The sequence below is a fragment of the Sphingorhabdus contaminans genome, assembly GCF_007280415.1.
Taxonomy (GTDB): Bacteria; Pseudomonadota; Alphaproteobacteria; order Sphingomonadales; family Sphingomonadaceae; genus Sphingorhabdus_B; species Sphingorhabdus_B contaminans.
The window spans coordinates 522,028-543,483 of sequence record NZ_VKKU01000001.1 but is presented as its reverse complement, the minus strand read 5'-3'; the positions used below and the strand labels follow the sequence as shown (position 1 = coordinate 543,483).

At 55.2% G+C, this 21,456-nt stretch carries 18 protein-coding genes; 9 read left to right on the top strand and 9 right to left on the bottom strand.

Features of this window, described 5'->3' with window-relative positions; genetic code table 11:
• Positions 1-43: 43 nt before the first annotated feature.
• From FOM92_RS02735 to FOM92_RS02705, 7 genes are read left to right on the top strand one after another with little or no spacing between them, the layout of a single operon-like run.
• Complete coding sequence (locus FOM92_RS02735) at positions 44-751, top strand: response regulator transcription factor (RefSeq protein WP_143775249.1); 708 nt, start codon at positions 44-46, stop codon at positions 749-751.
• Positions 720-2,300 carry a sensor histidine kinase gene (locus FOM92_RS02730; protein ID WP_143775248.1) on the top strand — a complete coding sequence of 527 codons (1,581 nt, stop codon included), beginning with the start codon at positions 720-722 and terminating at the stop codon, positions 2,298-2,300. Before FOM92_RS02735 ends, FOM92_RS02730 begins: the two co-directional genes overlap by 32 nt.
• Positions 2,297-2,773: an HPr kinase/phosphorylase gene (locus tag FOM92_RS02725; RefSeq protein ID WP_143775247.1), complete on the top strand. Its 477-nt coding sequence runs from the start codon at positions 2,297-2,299 to the stop codon at positions 2,771-2,773. The genes FOM92_RS02730 and FOM92_RS02725 overlap by 4 nt, the downstream gene beginning before the upstream one ends.
• A complete protein-coding gene (rapZ, locus tag FOM92_RS02720; RefSeq protein WP_143775246.1) occupies positions 2,770-3,735 on the top strand; it encodes an RNase adapter RapZ in 966 nt (321 codons plus the stop codon). The genes FOM92_RS02725 and rapZ overlap by 4 nt, the downstream gene beginning before the upstream one ends.
• Positions 3,732-4,145, top strand: coding sequence for a PTS sugar transporter subunit IIA (locus FOM92_RS02715; protein ID WP_143775245.1), 414 nt, complete (start codon positions 3,732-3,734; stop codon positions 4,143-4,145). Before rapZ ends, FOM92_RS02715 begins: the two co-directional genes overlap by 4 nt.
• Positions 4,132-4,410 carry an HPr family phosphocarrier protein gene (locus tag FOM92_RS02710; RefSeq protein WP_143775244.1) on the top strand — a complete coding sequence of 93 codons (279 nt, stop codon included), beginning with the start codon at positions 4,132-4,134 and terminating at the stop codon, positions 4,408-4,410. Before FOM92_RS02715 ends, FOM92_RS02710 begins: the two co-directional genes overlap by 14 nt.
• Complete coding sequence (locus FOM92_RS02705) at positions 4,410-5,216, top strand: TrmH family RNA methyltransferase (RefSeq protein ID WP_143775243.1); 807 nt, start codon at positions 4,410-4,412, stop codon at positions 5,214-5,216. The genes FOM92_RS02710 and FOM92_RS02705 overlap by 1 nt, the downstream gene beginning before the upstream one ends.
• A 3-nt stretch (positions 5,217-5,219) precedes the next feature.
• Here FOM92_RS02705 and FOM92_RS02700 read toward each other — a convergent pair whose 3' ends face one another.
• Genes FOM92_RS02700 through FOM92_RS02690 form a run of 3 tightly spaced genes read right to left on the bottom strand, consistent with a single transcriptional unit; the run spans position 5,220 to position 8,106 of the window.
• Positions 5,220-6,551, bottom strand: coding sequence for a DNA recombination protein RmuC (locus FOM92_RS02700; protein ID WP_246087130.1), 1,332 nt, complete (start codon positions 6,549-6,551; stop codon positions 5,220-5,222).
• Positions 6,552-6,604: 53 nt separating this feature from the next.
• Positions 6,605-7,372, bottom strand: a complete 768-nt coding sequence (locus tag FOM92_RS02695; RefSeq protein WP_143775242.1) for a CDP-alcohol phosphatidyltransferase family protein — start codon at positions 7,370-7,372, stop codon at positions 6,605-6,607.
• The gene (locus tag FOM92_RS02690; protein WP_143775241.1) at positions 7,372-8,106 is read right to left on the bottom strand and encodes a phosphatidylserine decarboxylase; all 735 of its coding nucleotides are present in this window, start codon (positions 8,104-8,106) and stop codon (positions 7,372-7,374) included. The genes FOM92_RS02695 and FOM92_RS02690 overlap by 1 nt, the downstream gene beginning before the upstream one ends.
• A gap of 152 nt (positions 8,107-8,258) precedes the next feature.
• On the opposite strand from FOM92_RS02690, the gene FOM92_RS02685 reads away from it, so the two are divergent.
• Both FOM92_RS02685 and FOM92_RS02680 read left to right on the top strand, forming a co-directional pair.
• Positions 8,259-9,479 carry an NADP-dependent isocitrate dehydrogenase gene (locus FOM92_RS02685; protein ID WP_143775240.1) on the top strand — a complete coding sequence of 407 codons (1,221 nt, stop codon included), beginning with the start codon at positions 8,259-8,261 and terminating at the stop codon, positions 9,477-9,479.
• 105 nt (positions 9,480-9,584) lie between these two features.
• Positions 9,585-11,354: a cation:proton antiporter domain-containing protein gene (locus tag FOM92_RS02680; RefSeq protein ID WP_143775239.1), complete on the top strand. Its 1,770-nt coding sequence runs from the start codon at positions 9,585-9,587 to the stop codon at positions 11,352-11,354.
• Here the strand turns inward: FOM92_RS02680 and alaS are convergent.
• The 6 genes from alaS to FOM92_RS02650 all read right to left on the bottom strand — a co-directional run bounded on the left by alaS (position 11,351) and on the right by FOM92_RS02650 (position 21,426).
• Entirely contained in the window at positions 11,351-13,993 is a 2,643-nt protein-coding gene (gene alaS / locus FOM92_RS02675) for an alanine--tRNA ligase (RefSeq protein ID WP_143775238.1), read from the bottom strand. The two genes, FOM92_RS02680 and alaS, sit on opposite strands and share 4 nt — an antisense overlap.
• 89 nt (positions 13,994-14,082) lie before the next feature.
• On the bottom strand, positions 14,083-14,709 hold the full coding sequence (locus FOM92_RS02670; protein WP_143775237.1) for a glutathione S-transferase family protein: 627 nt from the start codon (positions 14,707-14,709) through the stop codon (positions 14,083-14,085).
• A 9-nt stretch (positions 14,710-14,718) separates the two neighbouring features.
• Complete coding sequence (speB, locus tag FOM92_RS02665; RefSeq protein ID WP_246087129.1) at positions 14,719-15,675, bottom strand: agmatinase; 957 nt, start codon at positions 15,673-15,675, stop codon at positions 14,719-14,721.
• Positions 15,676-15,709: 34 nt separating this feature from the next.
• Positions 15,710-16,795, bottom strand: coding sequence for a recombinase RecA (gene recA / locus FOM92_RS02660; protein ID WP_143775236.1), 1,086 nt, complete (start codon positions 16,793-16,795; stop codon positions 15,710-15,712).
• A gap of 167 nt (positions 16,796-16,962) precedes the next feature.
• Positions 16,963-19,332, bottom strand: coding sequence for a hybrid sensor histidine kinase/response regulator (locus tag FOM92_RS02655; RefSeq protein WP_425473373.1), 2,370 nt, complete (start codon positions 19,330-19,332; stop codon positions 16,963-16,965).
• 45 nt (positions 19,333-19,377) lie between these two features.
• Positions 19,378-21,426, bottom strand: a complete 2,049-nt coding sequence (locus FOM92_RS02650; protein ID WP_211347340.1) for a M13 family metallopeptidase — start codon at positions 21,424-21,426, stop codon at positions 19,378-19,380.
• Between the last annotated feature and the right edge of the window lie 30 nt (positions 21,427-21,456).

Here is a 21,456-nt window from a genome sequence, read left to right as displayed (position 1 = left end):
GCTATGGATTGAACCTGCGCATTGTCATCCCTATAGGCAGGTCATGAGCGCAACAATCGCCCTTGTGGATGATGACCGAAATATCCTGACATCCGTGTCTATTGCGATGCAGGCCGAGGGTTATGTGACACGCCTTTACCCCGATGGGGAAAGCGCGTTGAAGGCAATTTTGGAAAATCCGGCCGATTTGGGAATTTTTGATATAAAGATGCCCCGAATGGATGGTCTCGAGCTTTTGCGCCGATTGCGTGAAAAAAGCGATATGCCAGTTATCTTCCTCACTTCAAAGGATGAAGAACTGGATGAAGCCTTGGGTTTGGCTATGGGGGCCGATGACTATATCACCAAGCCATTCTCGCAACGGCTGCTTATTGCCAGGGTAAAAGCAATTTTGCGGCGTGCGACCTATGACCGGCCATTGGCAAACGGTGAATCGACGGACGAACCTGAACCGATGATCCGCGGGCGACTGGAAATGGATCCTGCGCGGCATCATGTGAAATGGGACGGCAAGTCCGTAACATTGACAGTAACCGAGTTTATGATTTTGGAGGCTTTGGCCAACCGGCCGGGCGTTGTCCGGACACGCGACCAGTTAATGGACGCGGCTTATCAAGATGATGTATATGTCGATGACCGAACCATCGACAGCCATATCAAACGCCTGCGGCGGAAATTCCGGGAGGTTGACCCCGATTTTGCCGCTATCGATACACTTTATGGGGCCGGATATCGCTTCGCCGACAGCTGAACCCGCTGACTTGCAGTTGGGTTGGAGCCGGGGGTTATCGCTAACCGCCCGGATAATGGCGGTTAACTTGTTCGTCCTTGCCCTTTTAGGGGCCGGCCTGTTTTTTCTCGATAGTTACCGTGTAAGGCTGATCGCGGAACGTGAGACAGCCGCGCGAACCCAAGCAGAGTTTCTTGTCGAAAGCTTGGCTTTGGTCAGCCCCGAAAAAAAGGGGGCGTATATTTCAGCCTTCGGTGCACGGAACTCCTCCCGCATTCGGCTCTATGACAGCAACGGCGTCAAATTGTTCGACAGTTTTCAACTCGGACCGCCATCCTATGTTTTTCGCGACCCGGATAAGGAGCCGTGGCGAAAAGTCGCTGCACGCGGGATCGATAAGGTGGTCGATTTTCTGGTCGGCGCGCCGGAACTCAAACCTTATGTAGAACCTGAGATCGATACCGGTCGCGCATGGAGCGAACTGGCCAGCGCCAAGCTGGGCAAACCGTCGTCAATGGCCCGGTTCGCTCCCGATCTGACCCATATGATTAGCGCCGGTGCGGTTTCTCCGTCGGGTTCCTTTTCAGTTCTAACAACCGCAAATGAGCGCGATATCCGACTGTTTGTACGTGCAGAACGATTCAAGATCGGAATGTTCTTCCTCCTCGCACTAGGGATTGGCGTTCTGCTCTCGATTTTTTTGGCGCGTACCATCGTGCGTCCATTGCGCCACTTGGCACGTGCAGCAGTAAAGGTGCGGTTGGGCCGTGCGCAGGAAGTGACCGTACCCAGGCTGCCGTCGCGGCGTGATGAAATCGGAATGCTGGCACGCGCCTTGTCCGACATGAGCATTGCCCTGAGACAGCGAATTGACGCGACCGAAGCCTTTGCCGCGGATGTCGCGCACGAAATTAAAAACCCTCTTGCATCATTACGTTCGGCACTTGATGGAGCCGAGCGGATCGAAGACCCCGCCTTACGCAAGCAGCTGATGGATGTCGCTAAGGCGGACGTCCAGCGCATGGACCGCCTGATCAGCGACATATCCGATGCAAGTCGCGTCGATTCGCAACTTGCTAAGGCGAAGTTCGAACCGATCGATCTGGGCGATATGATAGAACAACTTTTGCAAGCGCGTGAAGATCGCGCCAGCGATGGCGACGTACACATTGCCTTTGCGCGTCCGCGTAAGACAATTGCCACTGTCATGGGCGAAGATGTTCGACTGGAGCGGATGCTGACCAATCTTATCGATAATGCTGTGTCTTTCTCGCCACCCGGATCGGTTGTGGAGATTTCCGCAACGCTCGCCGATGACGAGGTTGTTATCCGGATCAGTGATGAAGGTCCCGGCGTTCCAGTTCAGGACCGTGAAGCGATCTTTCGCCGTTTCCACAGTGAACGTCCGGCGTCAGAAAATTTTGGAAAACACAGCGGTCTCGGGCTTGCGATCGCTCGAACAATTATAGAGGGACATCATGGTCGGATTTCTGTTCGAGATCGCGTCGATGGCAAGGGCGGTGCCTGCTTTGAAATTGCCCTGCCCTGTGCTGCCGCGTCCAGCCAATGACAGCCACATTAGTTCACGCGACCGCTGTTTCTATTGATGGGTTTGGCATATTGCTGCTTGGCCCTTCCGCTGCTGGAAAATCCGATCTGGCGCTTCGTCTCATCGATCGGGGCGCGCTCTTGATAAGCGATGATGCTGTGTCGGTTAAACCCGGTGCCGAAGGACCGGAACTCTGCGCTGTGCCAAATATAGAGGGGCAAATGGAGGTTCGGGGGATCGGGGTCGTGAAGGTCGCCCATGTTACACATGCCCCACTCCGGCTCGCGGTAGAATTGGTGCCGCCAAAGGACCGCCTGCCCGCCCACGCAGAAAGCATAGATGTTGCCGGTTTTTCGGTACCATCGGCAAAGATTGCCCCCTTCGAGGCCAGCGCGCCCATAAAGGTTGAATATGCCTTGCGCATGGTGATTGACGCTGGCACCCAGCCAATGGCATCAACGCCCGAATTGACCCAGGAAAGCCGGAACGATTGACCCGCAAATCCACGCCTAAAGTTCAGACTATTTTGCTCGTCACCGGGTTATCAGGTGCCGGCAAGACAACTGTTCTTAAAACGTTGGAAGATTTGGGATGGGAAGCAGTGGATAATTTTCCTATCCGCCTCGCCGGTCCATTGCTTGACATCCCAGCTTCTGGCGGTCGGTCCGACCCGTCCATACCACTTGCCTTGGGTTTCGACAGCCGTACCCGCGGTTTCAAAGCCGACAAACTTATCCGCCAGATAAAACAATTGCAGAAAAATCCCGATCTGAACGTGATGACGTTGTTTCTGGATTGCGCCGGGACCGAAATCGAGCGCCGCTATTCAGAAACACGGCGACGTCATCCAATGGCGCAGGACCGTCCCGCGATGGACGGAATCGCCCAAGAGCGTATGATGATGGAGCCACTCCGGCGTTGGGCTGAAACAGTGATCGACACGAGCAAGATGTCGGCGCACGATTTGCAGAATGACATTCGCGTCCGCTTCAACAGCGAAGTAACGCCGCATTCCATCATTACGATCACGAGTTTCGGTTTTTCCCGCGGGGTTCCTCACAATGTGGATCTCGTTTTCGATTTGCGATTTTTACGGAATCCCCATTGGGATAATCAATTGCGACCCCTGACAGGGCTGGACGCTGCGGTCTCCGAATATGTGGAGGCGGACCCCACCTATGATGAGGCTATGCGTAAAATTCGCGACCTGCTTTCCTACCTGCTTCCCCTCTACGATGCGCAGGGTAAGGCATATGTCAATATCGCTTTTGGCTGCACCGGCGGGCGTCACAGGTCGGTACATGTTGCCGAACAGTTCGGCAAATGGTTGCGCGAGGAAGGATTTTCGCCCACGGTGGTTCATCGTAATCTGACGTCAAGAGCAATTGACGCGCTGGAAGGGCCTGCTAACGGCGCCAAAACGAAAAAGACTAAACGGGGTAGCGAACGCAAATGATCGGATTGATTTTGGTCACACACGGCAGGCTGGCCGAGGAATTTCTCGTCGCGCTTGAACATGTTGTCGGCCCGCAAAAAAATATTGCGACGGTATGCATAGGACCACGGGACGACATGGAAGGCCGTCGCAAGGAAATTGCAACAGCGATTAAGCAGGTCGACGATGGAAAAGGTGTCATCATCCTGACTGACCTTTTTGGCGGAACGCCGTCCAATCTGTCGATTTCACTATTGGATGCCGGCAGCGTGGAAGTGATAGCGGGTGTAAACCTGCCCATGCTCATTCGCCTGGACAGTGCACGCAAGAATATGGACGTGCGGGAAGCCGTTGCCGCGGCGCGTGAGGCTGGAAGAAAATATATCAGCGTTGCGTCCGAGGTTTTGGAGGCATCGCGTGAGCAGGCTTAGCCGTCAGGTCACTATTGTAAACCAGAAGGGCCTGCATGCACGGGCCAGCGCAAAATTTGTTACATTTGTCAGCCGTCTTCCCGAAGGTCTGAAAGTAGAAGTTGAGAAAGATGGCCAGTGCGTGACCGGCACATCCATAATGGGCCTCATGATGCTGGGTGCCGCAAAAGGTAGCGAAATCACGGTGCATGTCGAAGGTGAGCAGGCCGAAATGGCCCTTGGGAAGCTCGTTGGACTGGTGGTTGACGGTTTCGGCGAAGACTGATGCGCCGTGAAATTACAGGATTTTCCAATCCCCTTTTGAAAGAAGTTCGCGGGCTAAGGGAAAAGAAATTACGCAAGCGCGCAGGGCTATTCCTTGCCGAAGGCTTGCGGATCATGACCGAGGCGCGTGATGCAGGTTTTCTTCCGGAAATGCTGTTCCGTGTGAAAGACCGTGAAGTCCACGCGCTCGAAATTGCCCTTGAGTCGGCCGTACTGGCCGCAGGTGGCGATGTTATCGAAACCAGCGCCGAAATCATGGCAAAGCTCTCCGGTAAAGATAACACGCAAGCAATCGTGGGTGTGTATCGGGATCACGCGACTGCTCTAGAGGATATTGATCGCGCTACTGCGCCAATCTGGCTGGTCGCGCAGGCTATGCGCGATCCCGGGAACCTCGGCACGATGCTGCGGACTGGTGATGCTGTCGGCGCGGGCGGCTTGATCTTAATTGACGATTGTACCGATCCCTTCTCGGTCGAAGCTGTGCGTGCCAGCATGGGTGCGATATTTACGCAGAAGGTGGTGCTGTGCCGCTGGGAGGTGTTTATTTCCTGGTTACGCAAGGGCGAAGGTCAATTGGTTGGCACCAGCCTGCGCACCGATATTGATTACCAAGCCGCGAATTATGCCGCGCCTTGCTTCATTTTGACAGGGAATGAGGCCCAGGGATTGCCGGCGGAATATGAAGATGAATGTGATCTTCGTGTCAAAATGCCAATGCGTGGCAAAGCGGACAGTTTGAATGCAGCGATTGCGACTGCGGTGATGGCCTACGAAGTATTGAACCAGTTCCGGCGTAATGGCTAACAGTTATGCCGCATCCTCATTCTTCGGCGCAGATTCAACCAGTTTAACCATAGGCCTCGTCGTCTGATCTACGACGGGGAGCATTTCGATCGATTTCCCGCCGGTATCAATGCTCAAATCTTCGAAACGCTTCGCCTGTGTCAGAACTTGCGACTCAAGACTTCCGACCAAAGCGTTATAGGCGGACACTGCGGTATCGAGATTTTTGCCCATCCGCCCCACATGCGCCCCCATTGTTGTCAAGCGGGCGTAAAGTTCTTTGCCAAGCTCGGCAATTTCGCGAGCCTGACCGGCCATCTTTTCCTGTTTCCACACCGCAGCAACTGTGCGTGCGATAGCAATGAGATTGGTCGGCGTGGCCAGCAGAACCCGCTTGCTGAACGCAAAATCCCAAAGATCGGGATCCTTTTCCAAGGCCGCCGCCAGAAAATGTTCGCCGGGTACGAACATTATCACGTAATCCGGCGTGTCTTCGAACTGATCCTGATAAGCTTTTTGGCCAAGCGAATTGACGTGACTTTTCATCGCTGCGGCATGCGCGGCGAGAGAGTTTTCGCGGCCATACTCATCGCCCGCTTCAAACGCATCCTGATAGGCGTTCAATGACACCTTTGCGTCAATGACAAGGTTACGTCCGCCAGGTACGCGCAAAATGACATCTGGACGCAGACGCCCTTCGCTTCCTTCCATGGATACTTCAGTCTGGAAATCCGCATGTTCGGACAGACCACAACTTTCCAGCACATTGCGTAACTGTTGCTCGCCCCAACGCCCCCGGGCTTTCGGTGCATTCCGCAAAGAATTGCCCAATCGTTGCGCTTCGGTTTTGACCGCCTCGGTGCTCACACGCATCGATTCCATCAGGCCATGCAGATTTCCAAACGCTTCACGCCGTTCAGCCTCCACCTTGCCAACGGCAGTCTCATACTTCTCGAGCCGGTCATGTACCGGCTGCAAAAGAGCGCTCAATCTCTGTCCGGCCACAGTCTCCGATTCCTTGAACCGTTCATCCGCTCGTTGCAAAAAGCGGGACTGCGCCTCGTGTAACAACTTTTGGCTTATTTCGGAAAACTGACCGGCAAGAATTTCTTTGGCTTCCGCCATGGCCGTCAGCTGATCTTCAAATGCACGCTCCCGCTCCGTCAGTGCTGTTTCAACCTGTGCCAGTTTGATGCGTGCTTCGTCGCGCTCGGCGATGACGCTATCCAGACTTAGACGCATGGATGCCACGGTTTCAGCTCCGCCGCTAACGCTGCGGCCACCAGCAAACCAGCCAATGGCCAACCCCAGCAACAATGCCACTATACCGACGACGGCGATTAACAATGGCTCCAATTCATTTCCCCAGTCCAGAACGAATTAGGAACATAGCCCGAAGGCCGAGCAGGTCAAGCGGCGATTAATGCCGCTTTGCGAGCGCGTTTCACCTTGGAATAGCTCACGATACTCAGCGGGATGAGCAAAGCATAAACTACACTTGCAGCAATCAAGGCGACCCAAGGCGCAGCAACCAAAGTTGCGGCGAAGAGTCCAATGCCCGCAATTGCCATGAAGCGGAAACTCGGACGGACTTTTAGTGATGACCAGCTATAGGTTGCGACATTAGAAATCATCAGGACCGCAACAATGAGCAACCAAGGTGCAATAATCCGGTAATCACGCACCCATTCCGCACCGGTTTCAAACCAGATAATCATCGGCAGCAGCGCGAGTCCTGCTCCAGGAGGAGATGGCACTCCCGTGTTAAAGCCAGCGGATTTGTGAGGCTGATCCTCTGTATCGATCCGCGCATTGAACCGAGCCAGTCGAAGCGCGGCGCAAAGGACAAAAAAGACAGAAATCGTCCAACCGAAACGCGGCATGTCTTGCATGACCCACATATAAATGATGAGCGCAGGCGTAGCACCGAAGGCGATCACATCAGAAAGGGAGTCAAGTTCTGCGCCAAATCGACTTTCACCCTTCAGCATGCGGGCTATTCGTCCGTCCATAGCGTCAAGAACGCCGGCCACAACGATAGCAGCGACAGCATTTTCCCAGCGCCCCTGAAGCGCGAACCAAGCACCGGAAAGCCCTGTGCACAAAGCAATAGCTGTAACCGCGTTGGGTGCCAAAGCCCTCAACGAGATACCAGGACGGGTACTTCCAGTTTCCATCAATGCGCGACCGCGATAAGGTCTTGATCCACCCCAAGTTCGGCGATCACTGTTTCACCAGCCACGCACCGCTGTCCCTTTATAACCCGCGATGCTGTGCCATTTGGCAAGTAGACATCAACCCGGCTGCCGAAACGGATGAGGCCGACACGCTGACCGTTGGCAACACTGTCTCCTTCTTTGACAAACGCAACGATCCGGCGTGCCACAAGCCCTGCGATTTGGGTAAATCCTATACGAACGCCGTCACTGCGCTCTACAAGGAAATGCTGCCGCTCATTTTCCTCGCTGGCCTTATCAAGGTCCGCATTCAAAAACTTACCGGCAATGTAAACAACGCGCTTAATCGTCCCACGAATGGGTGTCCGGTTGATGTGGACGTCAAACACACTCATAAATATAGAAACTCTTGTCATCGGCTGATCGCCGAGGCCGTCCGGACCACCTAATTCAGGGGGCGGAGTTACTCGCTCAATAAGGGTGACCAATCCGTCTGCAGGCGACACCACAAAACGGTCATCGGTGGGCGTCGCGCGCGCAGGATCGCGAAAAAAGGCCAGCGTCCAAATCGTCACACCCGCCATAGGCCAAGCAAGTGTCTCCCACGCCATGAAGGCGAAGAATAAAGTTAGACCGCCCGCAATAAGGCCAAATTTGCGGCCTTCTGGATGAACGGGAGGAAACGACCATTTTGCGACCCCGGTACCCCGGTTTGTCAGTTCTTGTCTGCTCATCCCCATTAGCTAGGGCAATGTACGCCATGTTACAACCGTTAGGTGCGTTTACGTTCGCCTTCTTACTTGGCAAAGCGCAGTTGAACATATGCCAGACTTTGCTATGGCACCGCTCGAACAACCAACCTTCCCAATGGAAAGCACTTCCTGCCATGGCAAAAATCAAGGTGAAAAATCCGGTCGTCGAACTTGATGGCGACGAAATGACCCGCATCATCTGGGAATGGATACGCGAACGACTCATCCTGCCTTACCTTGATATTGATCTGAAATATTATGATCTTGGCGTTGAGAAGCGCGACGAAACCGATGACCGCATTACAGTCGACTCGGCTAACGCAATCCGTGAATATGGCGTTGGCGTAAAGTGCGCGACGATCACGCCTGACGAAGCACGGGTTGAAGAATTTAATCTCAAAAAGATGTGGAAATCGCCAAACGGGACAATCCGCAACATACTTGGCGGCGTTGTTTTCCGTGAGCCGATCGTCATTCAGAACGTACCTCGGTTGATTCCCGGTTGGACTGATCCAATTGTCGTTGGACGTCATGCCTTTGGAGACCAATATCGTGCGACCGATTATCTCGTTCCCGGCCCGGGCACTTTACGTCTGGTTTGGGATGGCGATGATGGCCGTACTATTGACGAAGAAGTCTTCCGCTTTCCATCCTCAGGCGTCGCCATGGCCATGTACAATTTGGATGACTCCATCCGTGATTTTGCAAGGGCGTCTCTGAATTACGGCATCGGACGTAAATGGCCCGTGTATCTTTCGACCAAGAATACGATCCTCAAGGCATATGATGGTCGATTTAAGGATATCTTCCAAGAGGTATACGAAACCGAATTTGAAGCGAAGTTCAAAGAACTGGGTATCGTTTATGAACATCGTTTGATTGACGACATGGTTGCATCTGCCCTCAAATGGTCTGGTAAATTCATCTGGGCATGCAAAAACTATGACGGTGACGTGCAATCCGATCAGGTAGCACAAGGTTTCGGTTCGCTCGGGCTGATGACCTCAATCCTGATGACTCCCGATGGGAAAACGGTGGAAGCCGAGGCAGCCCATGGAACCGTTACGCGCCACTATCGCCAGCATCAGCAAGGAAAGGCGACTTCTACAAACCCGATTGCCTCCATTTTCGCCTGGACCGGTGGTCTAAAGTTCCGTGGAAAGTTCGACGAAACCCCCGAAGTAACTCGCTTTGCAGAAACTTTGGAAGAAGTCTGCATTCAGACTGTCGAAGATGGCCACATGACAAAGGATCTTGCCATTCTCATTGGCCCAGATCAGGCTTGGATGACAACCGAACAGTTTTTCGAACAAGTTCGGGTTAATCTCGAAAACAAGATGGGTAGCTGGCAGTAAGCTAACTTCCCGATAGAATATCAAAAGGCGCAGAACGAGATTTCTGCGCCTTTTTGTTTGAGGGTGCCCTTCCCTTTACGTGCTGCATGTGCGTAATAGATTGCCATGGCAGGTGAACTCCAAACCGAAGGTCTCAGCAACGCACTGGTCATACTGGGCGCCGCAGGGGTCGTTATACCCGCTTTTGCCCGCGTCCGAATAAATCCGATTGTAGGATTCCTGCTCGTCGGTGTCTTGGTCGGACCATTTGGCCTCGGTTCTTTGGCCGCGCAATTTCCATGGCTGCGCTGGATAACTATATCAGATATCGAAGAAATAAGTCCCATAGGGGACTATGGCATCATCCTACTGCTGTTCACCATTGGATTGGAACTATCGTTCCGCCGGTTATGGAAAATGCGGCGCATGGTCTTCGTCCTCGGACCCGCTGAGCTGTTTACAAGTAGTCTGCTTATTGCACTTGGGCTGTCGTTTCTCGATTACAACTGGGGGAGTGCCATAGGCCTTGGTCTTGCCTTGGCATTATCATCAACCGCGCTCGTGGTACCAATTGCAGGTACGCAGTCAGCCGTTGGCCGACGTGCACTCGGCATGCTTCTTTTTGAAGATCTGGCAATTGTACCCATCATCTTCATTCTCGGTGCATTGGCACCGCAAGCTACAGGAGGATCATGGAGCGGGTTGTTCACCGTTTTGGTAGAGGGTGCGCTTGTCGTAGGCCTAATGCTGATCTTGGGTCGTTTTCTGTTACCTTATCTTTTCGGTCAGGCGGCGCGTACAAAGAGCCCTGAACTGTTTTTGGCGGCTAGCTTACTGGTCGTCATTATCGCCAGCCTTGCCACCAGCGCTGTTGGCCTCTCTCCCATTTTCGGAGCACTCATTGCCGGATTGTTGATCGCCGAAACCGACTATCGACATGAGGTAGAGGTCATTATCGCCCCATTTAAAGGCCTCGCTCTTGGCGTGTTCCTGATTACCATTGGGATGCAGATTGACCTCAATTTCATTCGCGAAAACTGGTCCCTGCTTGCGGCGGCTGTGTCAGGAATAATCCTTGTGAAAGCCTTCGTTACGGGTGGTCTTTTAAAAATCGCTGGCGCGCGCACTGGTACGGCGACGGAAACCGGGCTGCTGATGTCCAGTCCTTCAGAAACGACACTGATCGTATTAGCCGCTGCCAGCGCCGCACAATTGATCAGCGCTGAAACTGCGACATTTTGGCAGGCCGCAACGGCGATTGGTCTCACCATCACACCTATTCTCGCTCGGATCGGTCACGACATGGCTAAACGCATTGAATTGCGTGAAAGCGAACCACCTCCAGCGGTCGCTGCTTCCCAAGTTGAGCGGGCGATCATTGTCGGTTTTGGACGTGTCGGGATGCTGATCGCGGATATGCTGAATAAGCATGACCTTCCTTATGTAGCTGTTGAAGCCAATATCGACGCGGTGACATCGGCACGGCGGCGCGGTTACGAAGTCATGTTTGGCGATGTTTCCCGCCCCGAAGTTCTGGAAAAGCTCGACATTGCGAATGCAAAAGCACTGATCATCACAATGGATGAACCTGTCTTGGCAGCACGCATTGTTAAGCGTGTGCGGACTGATTTTCCAGAATTGACAATCATATCTCGCGCCCGCGACGCCGATCATGCAGCCGAACTTTATCGTGCCGGTGTCTCGGATGCCGTGCCGGAAACGTTGGAAAGTTCACTCCAACTGTCGGAGGCGGTCCTTGTCGATCTCGGCATTCCGATGGGCTTTGTGATCGCATCTATCCACGATAAACGAGACGAATTCCGCCGTATCATCATGGAGCAAGGCGGATTGGAAAAAGCGCCCACATTGAAGCTGCGCACAACCGAAAGAAGCTAAGCTTTCAATGCCGTTTTTATCGCTTCAATCCCTGCTTTTGCCTGATCTGCTCCGGCTGGACCGCCACCTTGGGCCATGTCCGGACGACCACCACCGCCCTGCCCGCCCATAGCGGACGTCGCCGCACGGACAAGATCTGGCGCGGTTATTTTCCCGTGCAATTCGGCCGACACTGCTACGACAACGGTGTTACTCGTCTCGTTAGCGGCCACAATTGCCACAACGCCAGTTCCTATGGCTTTCATCTGGTCATCAGCCAAACCGCGGAGCGCCTTGGGTTCAATGCCATTGATGATTTGGCCCATGAAGGAAACACCGTTGACATCTTCAGCTTCGGCTTTGGGTCCAGAGCCACCTGAAAGTGCGAGCGCCGTCTTTGCCTCGCCCAATTCCTTCTCAAGCCGTTTACGGTCGGCAAGCAGGGTTTCAACCCGAGCCATTACTTCATCAGGTGCTGTTTTCAAAAGAGCGGCGACATCTTTCAGCTGGCCCTCGCGTCCTGCCAAATGTTGCCGTGCCGCTTCGCCGGTTAACGCCTCGATCCGTCGGATACCACTGGCAACCGCCCCTTCGGAAAGGATGGTGAACAAAGCAATATCGCCAAGCGCGTTAACGTGCGTGCCACCGCACAGTTCGACCGAATAGGTTGAACCTTCCGTGTCACCCATGCTGAGAACACGCACCTCGTCACCATATTTTTCGCCAAATAAGGCAAGCGCACCTGCCGCTACGGCATCATCGGGAGTCATGAGGCGCGTGGTGACGGCGCGATTCCCCCGTATCTGGGCATTCACGTCCGATTCAATCTGCGCAATTTCTTCGGCAGTGACGGCCTGATTATGTGAGAAGTCAAAACGCAATCGGTCTGGCGCGACGAGACTACCCTTTTGTGTCACGTGGCCGCCTAAACTGTTCCGTAAGGCGGCGTGGAGAAGATGGGTCGCACTATGGTTCGCGCGCAGGGCATCGCGACGTTTTGTATCGATTTTCAGGGTAACGACATCACCAACTTTGATTTCGCCCGACGTCAAAGTGACTTGATGCGCATGTAGCCTTCCTAATGGCTTGGCCGTATCGGTGACCTCGCCTTTCATATTCGCCCCTGTGATGGTCCCCGCGTCTCCCATCTGGCCACCACTCTCACCGTAAAAGGGTGTCTGGTTGGTGATAACTGTGACGGTGTCATTTGCGACGGCCGACTGAACCTCAATCCCGTCATTGACCAAGGCGAGCACCTGACCTTCGCCTTCGCTGGCCGTATATCCTGTGAATTCGGTCGAACCGACTCGTTCAGCAATATCGAACCAGACATCGTCCGATGCCTTGGCACCGGAACCTTTCCAAGCGGCTCGCGCACGTTCCTTCTGCGCGGTCATTGCGGCGTCGAAACCATCTGCATCAATACCAAAGCCTTGCGTCCGTAGCGCGTCTTCGGTCAAATCATATGGGAATCCGTAAGTGTCATAGAGCTTGAACGCCGTTTCGCCAGCAAGCGTATCCCCAGGCTGCATTCCCGAAGTCGCCTCATCCAGCAGCTTCAAACCTTTATCGAGAGTGCGGCGAAACTGGGTTTCTTCCTGATTTAGCGTTGCCTCAATCAACTGCTGGGCACGGACCAGCTCGGGATAGGCAGCGCCCATTTCGGAAACCAGATTTCCGACAAGCCTGTGCATCAGTGGCTCTTTCGCCCCAAGTATATGCGCATGGCGCATGGCGCGACGCATGATGCGACGCAGAACATAACCGCGCCCTTCGTTGGATGGCATAACCCCATCCGCCAGCAAAAAGCTGGTCGAACGAAGATGGTCGGCAATGACGCGATGGCTGGCCATCTGTTCGCCTTCGGCCTTGGTTCCCGTCAATTCCTGAGATGCTGCGATCAGCGCCTTGAACGTATCGGTATCGTAGTTGTCATGAACGCCCTGCAAAACCGCCGCAATGCGTTCAAGGCCCATGCCGGTATCGATCGAAGGCTTAGGAAGGTCTGTCTGGCTGCCATCATCATGCCGTTCGAACTGCATGAATACGAGGTTCCAGATTTCGACAAATCGGTCGCCATCCTCGTCCGGGCTTCCTGGTGGCCCACCAAAAATATGGTCGCCATGATCGTAGAAAATCTCGCTACAGGGTCCGCAAGGACCAGTATCGCCCATCGACCAGAAATTATCGTTGGTCGCGATGCGAATGATTCTGTCTTCGGGTAGCCCTGCAATCTTGCGCCACAGGTCGAACGCTTCGTCATCCGTATGATAAACGGTGGTCGTCAGCCGGTTCGGATCAAGTCCCCAAATCTTAGTCAGCAATGTCCAGGCATGAACAATTGCTTGTTCCTTGAAATAATCCCCAAAGGAGAAGTTGCCCAACATTTCAAAGAAGGTGTGGTGACGGGCCGTATAGCCGACATTATCGAGGTCATTATGCTTGCCCCCGGCGCGAACGCACTTTTGGCTCGACGCCGCCCGCGGGATTTCCCGGCTTTCAAGGCCGGTAAAAACATTTTTGAACGGTACCATCCCTGCGTTGACGAACATCAACGTAGGATCATTATACGGCACGAGGGGTGCGGACTGCACTACCTCATGCTGGGCGTTACCAAAATAGTCGAGAAAACCGCGGCGGATGTCATTTGTTGAGGTCATAGCGTGTGCGACTTAGATGTATTTCCAGATAGATGGAACCTGTAACAAGCAAGATATCACCGTCTTTCGAAGATAATCTGGCGATATTTTCAGGCATAGGCATAAGGCCCGCCCTTTTCGAGCGCTTTCTGGAACGCTGGGCGGGCGTGGATTGCGGTCACAAAGGCGGACAATTTTGGCTTGTCGGCTGCATATCCCATTTTGACGGCAGCTTCTGCCGGGAAGCTGAGCATGATGTCCGCGCCGGTCAATGTGTCACCAACATACCAGCCTGAAGGACGGAGTTGATCCTCCATATATTGGAAATGGCTTTGCAGTTGCTGGTCGATGCGGGGACGCAGCGGTGCAGCGGCTTCGCCCAGGCGTCCGGTGTAGAGGTTCAGCAAGATGGGTGTCATCGCCGAACCTTCGGCGAAGTGGAGAAATTCGAGATAGCGGATATGGTCGTCGGTGCCGCGCGCCGGAACGAGATGAGCGCCGCCGTGGCGTTCGCAGATATATTCGACGATGGCGGCGGATTCGTAGATTATCTTGCCGTCATCTTCGATCACCGGGGATTTGCCGAGAGGATGGACGGCGAGCAATTCGGGGGGTGCCAAATTGGTGACGGCGTCCCGTTGGTGGTGACGGATTTGATAGGGGACGTTCAGCTCCTCCAGCAACCAGAGGATACGCTGGGAGCGGGAGTTGTTGAGATGGTGGACGATCAGTGACATTTGGCTCTCCTAAAAATCGGTTTTGTTAACCTGGCTGAAGCTTGCGAGCTCTTTGAGGAGCTTGGCGGCGAGGGTTGCGGTGACGGCGTTTTGGTCATGGGCCGGGTTGAGTTCGACGATGTCGGCGCCGACGAGCGGGCCTTTCTGGCGGGCGAGGACGGCGAGGACTTCGCGGACGGTGAGGCCGCCGGGTTCGGGGTGGGAGACCCCCGGGGCTTCGGATGGGTCGATGCCGTCAAGGTCGATGCTGATATAGAGCGGGCCGTCCAGTACCGGCACCTGCGCGGGGTTGAAACCGGCCATGGGGATGATTTTGACGCCGAAGCGAGCCGCCTGTTCGCGGCAGTGGCGGTTGAGCGTGCGGATGCCGAGTTGCACCAGACGCTTGGCATGGCCGCCTTCCAATATGCGGGCGAAGGGGGAGGCGTGGCTGCGCGGATTACCTTCGAAATCTTCATAGAGATCGGGATGGGCATCAAAATGCAGGATGTTGAGCGGGCCATGATGCGCCGCCACCGCCGCGACGAGCGGAAAGGTCACCGCATGGTCCCCGCCCAGCGCCAGAGGCAAGCCGCCCTGCGCCATTATTCCGGCAATCGCATCGGCGATCATCGCATCGTCGGCGGCACAATCATGATCGGTCAGCGGAAGATCGCCATGGTCGACAAGTTCGATATCGCGGCCGATTTCCAGCCCCGATTCGCACGATATATTGCCCCTGTCGCTCCACAAGGCCGCGCGGATGACGGCAGGTCCTTTCGCGGCGCCGCGTTCGAACGAGCTGTTCTGGTCCGTCGGAAGCCCGATAAGATGGATGGCAGGATGCATGACAGCAGATGGGCTTTTGCCTTCGCCCCTGTCAAGGACGGTAAAATGCTCAAGCCCCCCGCCCTCGAAATGACCCGCCCATGAAATGACCCGCCCCGGGGTGGACCAGGGCGGGTCTAAAGCAGCGGTCTCAGGCAAGGCCGCGCTTAATCCTCTTTAGGGGGAGAGGAACTTATTCGATGATATCGTCTTCCGCGTCGGAACCCGTCATCATCACCTCGGCCACTTCCTCGGTCTTGCCGCGGATTGCCGCCTCGAGTTTTGCAGCCACTTCGGGATTTTCGATCAGATAGGTTTTGGAGTTTTCACGCCCCTGCCCGATGCGGATCGAATCATAGCTGAACCAGCTGCCCGACTTTTCAACGATCCCGGCCTTCACGCCCAGATCAAGCAATTCGCCGGTCTTGGAGATACCCTCTCCATACATGATGTCGAATTCGACCTGCTTGAAAGGCGGAGCCACCTTGTTCTTCACAACCTTCACACGGGTGGTGTTGCCGACAATATCTTCACCCTGCTTGATCTGGCCGGTGCGGCGAATGTCGAGACGGACCGATGCGTAGAATTTCAGCGCATTGCCGCCCGTGGTTGTTTCGGGCGAGCCATACATGACGCCGATTTTCATGCGGATCTGGTTGATGAAGATCACCATGCAGTTGGAACGGCTGATCGAACCGGTAATCTTGCGCAGCGCCTGGCTCATCAAACGGGCCTGCAAACCGACATGGCTGTCGCCCATTTCGCCCTCGATTTCGGCACGGGGCACAAGCGCGGCAACCGAGTCGATCACCAAAATGTCGACGGCGTTGGACCGCACCAGCGTGTCGGCGATTTCCAATGCCTGTTCACCGGTATCGGGTTGCGAGACGATCAGATTGTCGATGTCGACACCCAGTTTCTTGGCATAGACGGGATCGAGCGCATGTTCCGCGTCGATAAAGGCCGCCGTTCCCCCTGCCTTTTGCGCTTCGGCAATGGCGTGCAGGGTCAGGGTCGTCTTACCCGAGCTTTCAGGACCATAGATTTCAATGACGCGGCCCTTGGGAAGGCCACCAATCCCCAGCGCAATATCAAGGCCGAGCGATCCTGTCGAAATCGCCTCAATAGCGATTGCTTCCCGGCTGCCCAGCTTCATGGCGGAACCCTTGCCAAAGGCACGGTCAATCTGCGCCAGTGCGGCTTCCAGTGCTTTATCACGTTCTGCGCTGTTCATATTCTTTGCCTGAACTCCATCGATAACTTTAAGACTTGCTGCCATTTTCCACTCCTTAGCGTCATGTCCGTATCCGGAACATTACCGGAACGAAGCATGATGTACGTTATTTGTTCTTAAAGAACAAGAGCGGAACATAATTTTTATTAATGTTATTTTTTAGATAGTTAAACTGTTTTTTTGAAAAACCTCTGTTGCTGGGGGACCGTCCCCTACTCCATCGCCATAGCGTCATGCACCGCTTCGGCAATTTGCTGCACCGAAAAAGGTTTGGGCAGGAACGATACATTGTCGAGGCTGATGGTCTCGCGCAATTGTTCCTCCGCATATCCGGACATGAACAGTAGCCTTATATCGCCAAATTGCGCGCGCAGGTTCCGCGCCATGGTCGGGCCGTCCATATTGGGCATCACCACGTCGGAGACGACAAGGTCATAGCGTTTGCCCTCGGCAAAGAGGGCCAGCGCCTCTTCACCGTCGGTTGCGGTTTCAACGACATAACCCTGCCGCACCAATGCGCGTTCAGCAACGGCGCGGACCATATCCTCATCCTCCACAATCAGGATCCGGCCGCTGCCCCACAAATCCTTGGGCCGGTAAAATTCGCGTTTGCCCGTATCCGCCGATGGCGCTTCGCCGACATGGACGGGCAGATAGATGTCAAAACGCGTGCCCTGCCCCACTTCCGATTCGGCAAAGATGAAGCCGCCCGACTGTTTGACGATGCCATAGACGGTCGACAGGCCCAGTCCCGTTCCCTTGCCCACTTCCTTGGTGGTGAAAAAGGGTTCGAAAATCTTGGCCAGATTTTCCTTTGGAATTCCCGAACCGCTGTCTTCGACCGACAGCAGGGCATAATCCCCAATCGGCAAAATCTCGCTGCCCATGGCCCGCACATCGTCCTGCGACACGGCCTTTGTGCTGATATGGACGACGCCGCCCTTGTCCATCGCGTCGCGGGCGTTGAGGCCGAGATTGACAATGACCTGTTCCAATTGCCCCGGATCGGCGCGCACCGGCCCCAGGGCCCGCCCGTGATGCACCTCCAGCCGCACTGTCTCGCCCAGCAAGCGTTTCAGCAGGTTCGATACATCGGCCACCACATCGGGCAATTGCAATATCTGCGGACGCAGGGTTTGCTGCCGCGAAAATGCGAGCAATTGCCGCGTTAGGCTGGCGACGCGGTTGGAATTATTCTTGATCTGCTGGATATCGTCATAATCGCCGTCGCCCGGCTGGTGCCGCATCAGCATCAGGTCGCAATATCCAATGATGGCGGTCAGGATATTGTTGAAATCATGCGCGACGCCGCCGGCGAGCTGTCCGATGGATTCCATCTTGGTCTGTTGCGCCACCTGGCGTTTCAGCTTCGTCTCTTCACTATTGTCTTTCAGGCCCAGCAATACGGCGGCCTCGCCCAGCCCGCGCACCCCGGCGATGGACAGCGCAATCACCTCATCAGGCCGTTCCTTTAACCGCACGGCAATATCGCCCGATGTCATCGCCCCGCTGCCGAACCTGCGAATACTGTCGAGGACGGCGGCCTTATCCTCATTGATCACAAGATCGGCGGGATAGGAGGGCAGCGCCTCCACACTGATATCCAAAACCCGCGCAAAGGCGTCATTGGCAAACAGGAAACGTCCGTCACGGTCGACCAGCGCCAGTCCCAGCGGGAGTGTAGACAGCAATTGTTCCACATGGGCCAGCGCCATGCCCCGTTCGACCTTGGCCGCCTCTTCATCAACAGCCAGAAGCAACGCCGCGCCATCGGACCTGTCGTCGGTCAGGGGGACGTTGAGCAGACGGATGGGCAGGCCGCGGCGCCCTTCACGTTCGAAGAATATGCTGCCCTTTTCATCCATCCGCATATAATTTGCGAAGGGGCGGCCGGTAATCGGTTCCTGATCAGTGCCCAGCGCCCGCAGGGCAAAGGCCGCGTTGGCCGCGCGGATACGTCCGTCTTCGGCAATGGCCACCGCCATGATGCCGCTTTGCGCCATGGCACGGCCTATCCGGCCCGATATCATCTCGATCGCCCGGCTTTCGATATCCAGCCGCTCAATCGGCGCGAGCCGCCAGAGCAGATATTCATCGGCCGTCCCGGCGCGCGCGACTTTCACACTATATTGCCGGTCATCCTTTGTAATCGCGTCGATCTGGGCGGTGCCATCCCGCCATGCGGCGCGTCCTGCGGCCACCAGCAAGTCGCGGCTTGCATCATCAACGATAAGGTCGGGCGGTGCTTTCAGGCCGGCAAAGGCCTTGGTGAAATGGTCATTCGCGCATACCAGCCGGCCTGCGCGGTCGCTAACGGCAATGGCCGCATTGCTCAACTGCGCGGTGGCATGGGTAATCGACCAGTCGGGCGGCGACAGTTCGACGTCAACCTCTTTGGGCCGTGTGCGCCGGACATAATCGACCAGCGCCCAGGCCGCGATCATCGTCGCGGCGCAGGTCCCCATCAACAGGACATTTTTGGACACGAACCACAAAATGGCCAGTGACAGCAGGGTTGCCGCCACCAGCCATAATGCATGTTGCCATTGCTGGCGGGCGTCTTCGTCCCCCGTGCCCCCCAAAAGCTCAAATTGTGCAGGCGGGATCGGGGTTGTCAAAGCGGCTCCTTACCAGATGCGGACACGTTCCTCGGGCTTGAGGTATAATTTTCCATCCGCTTTCGGCTGGAACGCATCGTACCATTTGTCAAGATTGCGTACCACCCATGCGCGCTGTGCCGAGGGGCTGTGCGGGTCGGTAATCAGGCGCTGGCGCAAATTCGCCTCGCGATAATTGCGCCGCCAGACCTGCGCCCAGCCCAGGAAAAAGCGCTGGTCACCGGTCATGCCGTCGATAACCGGCGGTTCTTTCCCGTTCAGCGATGCGCGATAGGCATCATAGGCAATGGTCAGACCGGCAAGGTCGCCGATATTTTCGCCCAGCGTAAATTCGCCCTTTACCGACGCATCGGGGAAAATCTTATATGCATCATATTGGGCAATCAGCTTCTTGCCGGCGGCTTCGAACGCCTTGACGTCACTTTCCGTCCACCAGTCGGAAAGCTTGCCATTTTCGTCATATTTGGCGCCCTGATCGTCAAAATGATGGCTGATTTCATGGCCGATTACCGCACCGATACCGCCATAGTTGATCGCCGGGTCAGCCTTGGGATCAAAGAACGGCGGTTGCAGGATGGCGGCAGGAAAGACGATCTCGTTCATGCCGAAATTGGCGTATGCGTTCACGGTCTGTGGCAACATGCCCCATTCCCAACGGCGGATTGGACCACCCAATTTGGAGATATTGTCGTCAAAGCCCCACTGGTTGGCCCGCAAATCATTACCAAACAGGTCGCCGCGTACGATTTTCAGCTTCGAATAATCCTTCCACCGGTCGGGATAGCCGATCTTGGTGGTGAAATTGGCAAGCTTGGTCCGCGCCTTGGCTTTGGTTTCGGGCTGCATCCAGGTTAATCCGTCGATGCGACGTCCCATGGCAGCGAGAACATTTTTGACAAGAGTGTCCATCGCGGCCTTGGTTTCCGGCGGGAAATATTTGGCGGCATAGGCCTTGCCGACTTCATCGCCCACCGTTCCCTCGGTCAGGGAAACGCCACGTTTCCAGCGGGGTTCGCGCTGCGGCGTACCCTGCAGGGTGGTGCCGTAAAAGGCAAAGGTTGTGTCCGAAACCGAATCGGGCAGCACGTTGGAGAATGTGGCCAGACTGTTGACGATCATCTGGTCCTTCAGAACCGCGAGATCGGTATCGGCAAAAATCTTGGCTATGCCGGTTATCGCGCTGGGTTGCGCCACCACCACCTCGGTAATCTTCGGGCTGACGCCGGTCAGCACGGACGACAGTTTCAGGCCCGGCGTAATCTTGTCGAGCTCGGCCACAGTCATTTTGTTATAGGTTTTGGTGGCGTCTGAAGAATCTTCGCGAGTCCATTGAACTTCCGCGATTTTCTTTTCCACCGCAAAAATGGCATCGGCCCGTGCGACGGCATTTTTCTCACCCGCAAGGGTCAGCATCTTTGCCAGATATTCCTTATAGGCCTTGCGGATCGCCTCGAACTTGTCATTTTCGACCAGATACATGTCCCGGTCGGGCAAGCCGGTGCCGCCCTGATAGATCTGGAATATATAGACATCGGGATTCTTGTCGTCCTGCCCCACAAAACCGCCGAACAGGGCGCCCACGCCATTGCGGGCAGCGGTTGGCAACATCTTTTCAAAGGCGGCCTTGCTCTTGATACCGCGCACCTGCTTCAGCCAGGGCTGGATCGGTTTCAGGCCTTTTTTCTCGACCGTCGCGGTGTCGAGATAGCTGGCGTAAACATCGCCGGCCTTGCTGCCTTTGACATCCTTTTCGGCCTCCAGAACCAGCTTCACACGTTCCTTCGACAGATCGTCGAGCGCGGTGAACATGCCATAGTTGGACTTGTCGGCGGGAATCTGGGTTTTCTCGGCCCATTTGCCGTTGGCGTAGAGATAGAAATCATCGGCAGGCGACACCGATGTATCCATGCCATCGGTATCAAAACCATAGGTGCCAAGTTGCGGCCCGCTTTTGGGTGCCGCTTCTTGTGCCGGGGCGGCATTTTCCGCAGCGGCAGGCGTACTCAGCGCGAGCATCGATACAGTCAGGCCGAGGGCCCAGCTTTTGGTAATCTTCATGGTAAACTCCCCTAAACTACAGGGGAATAT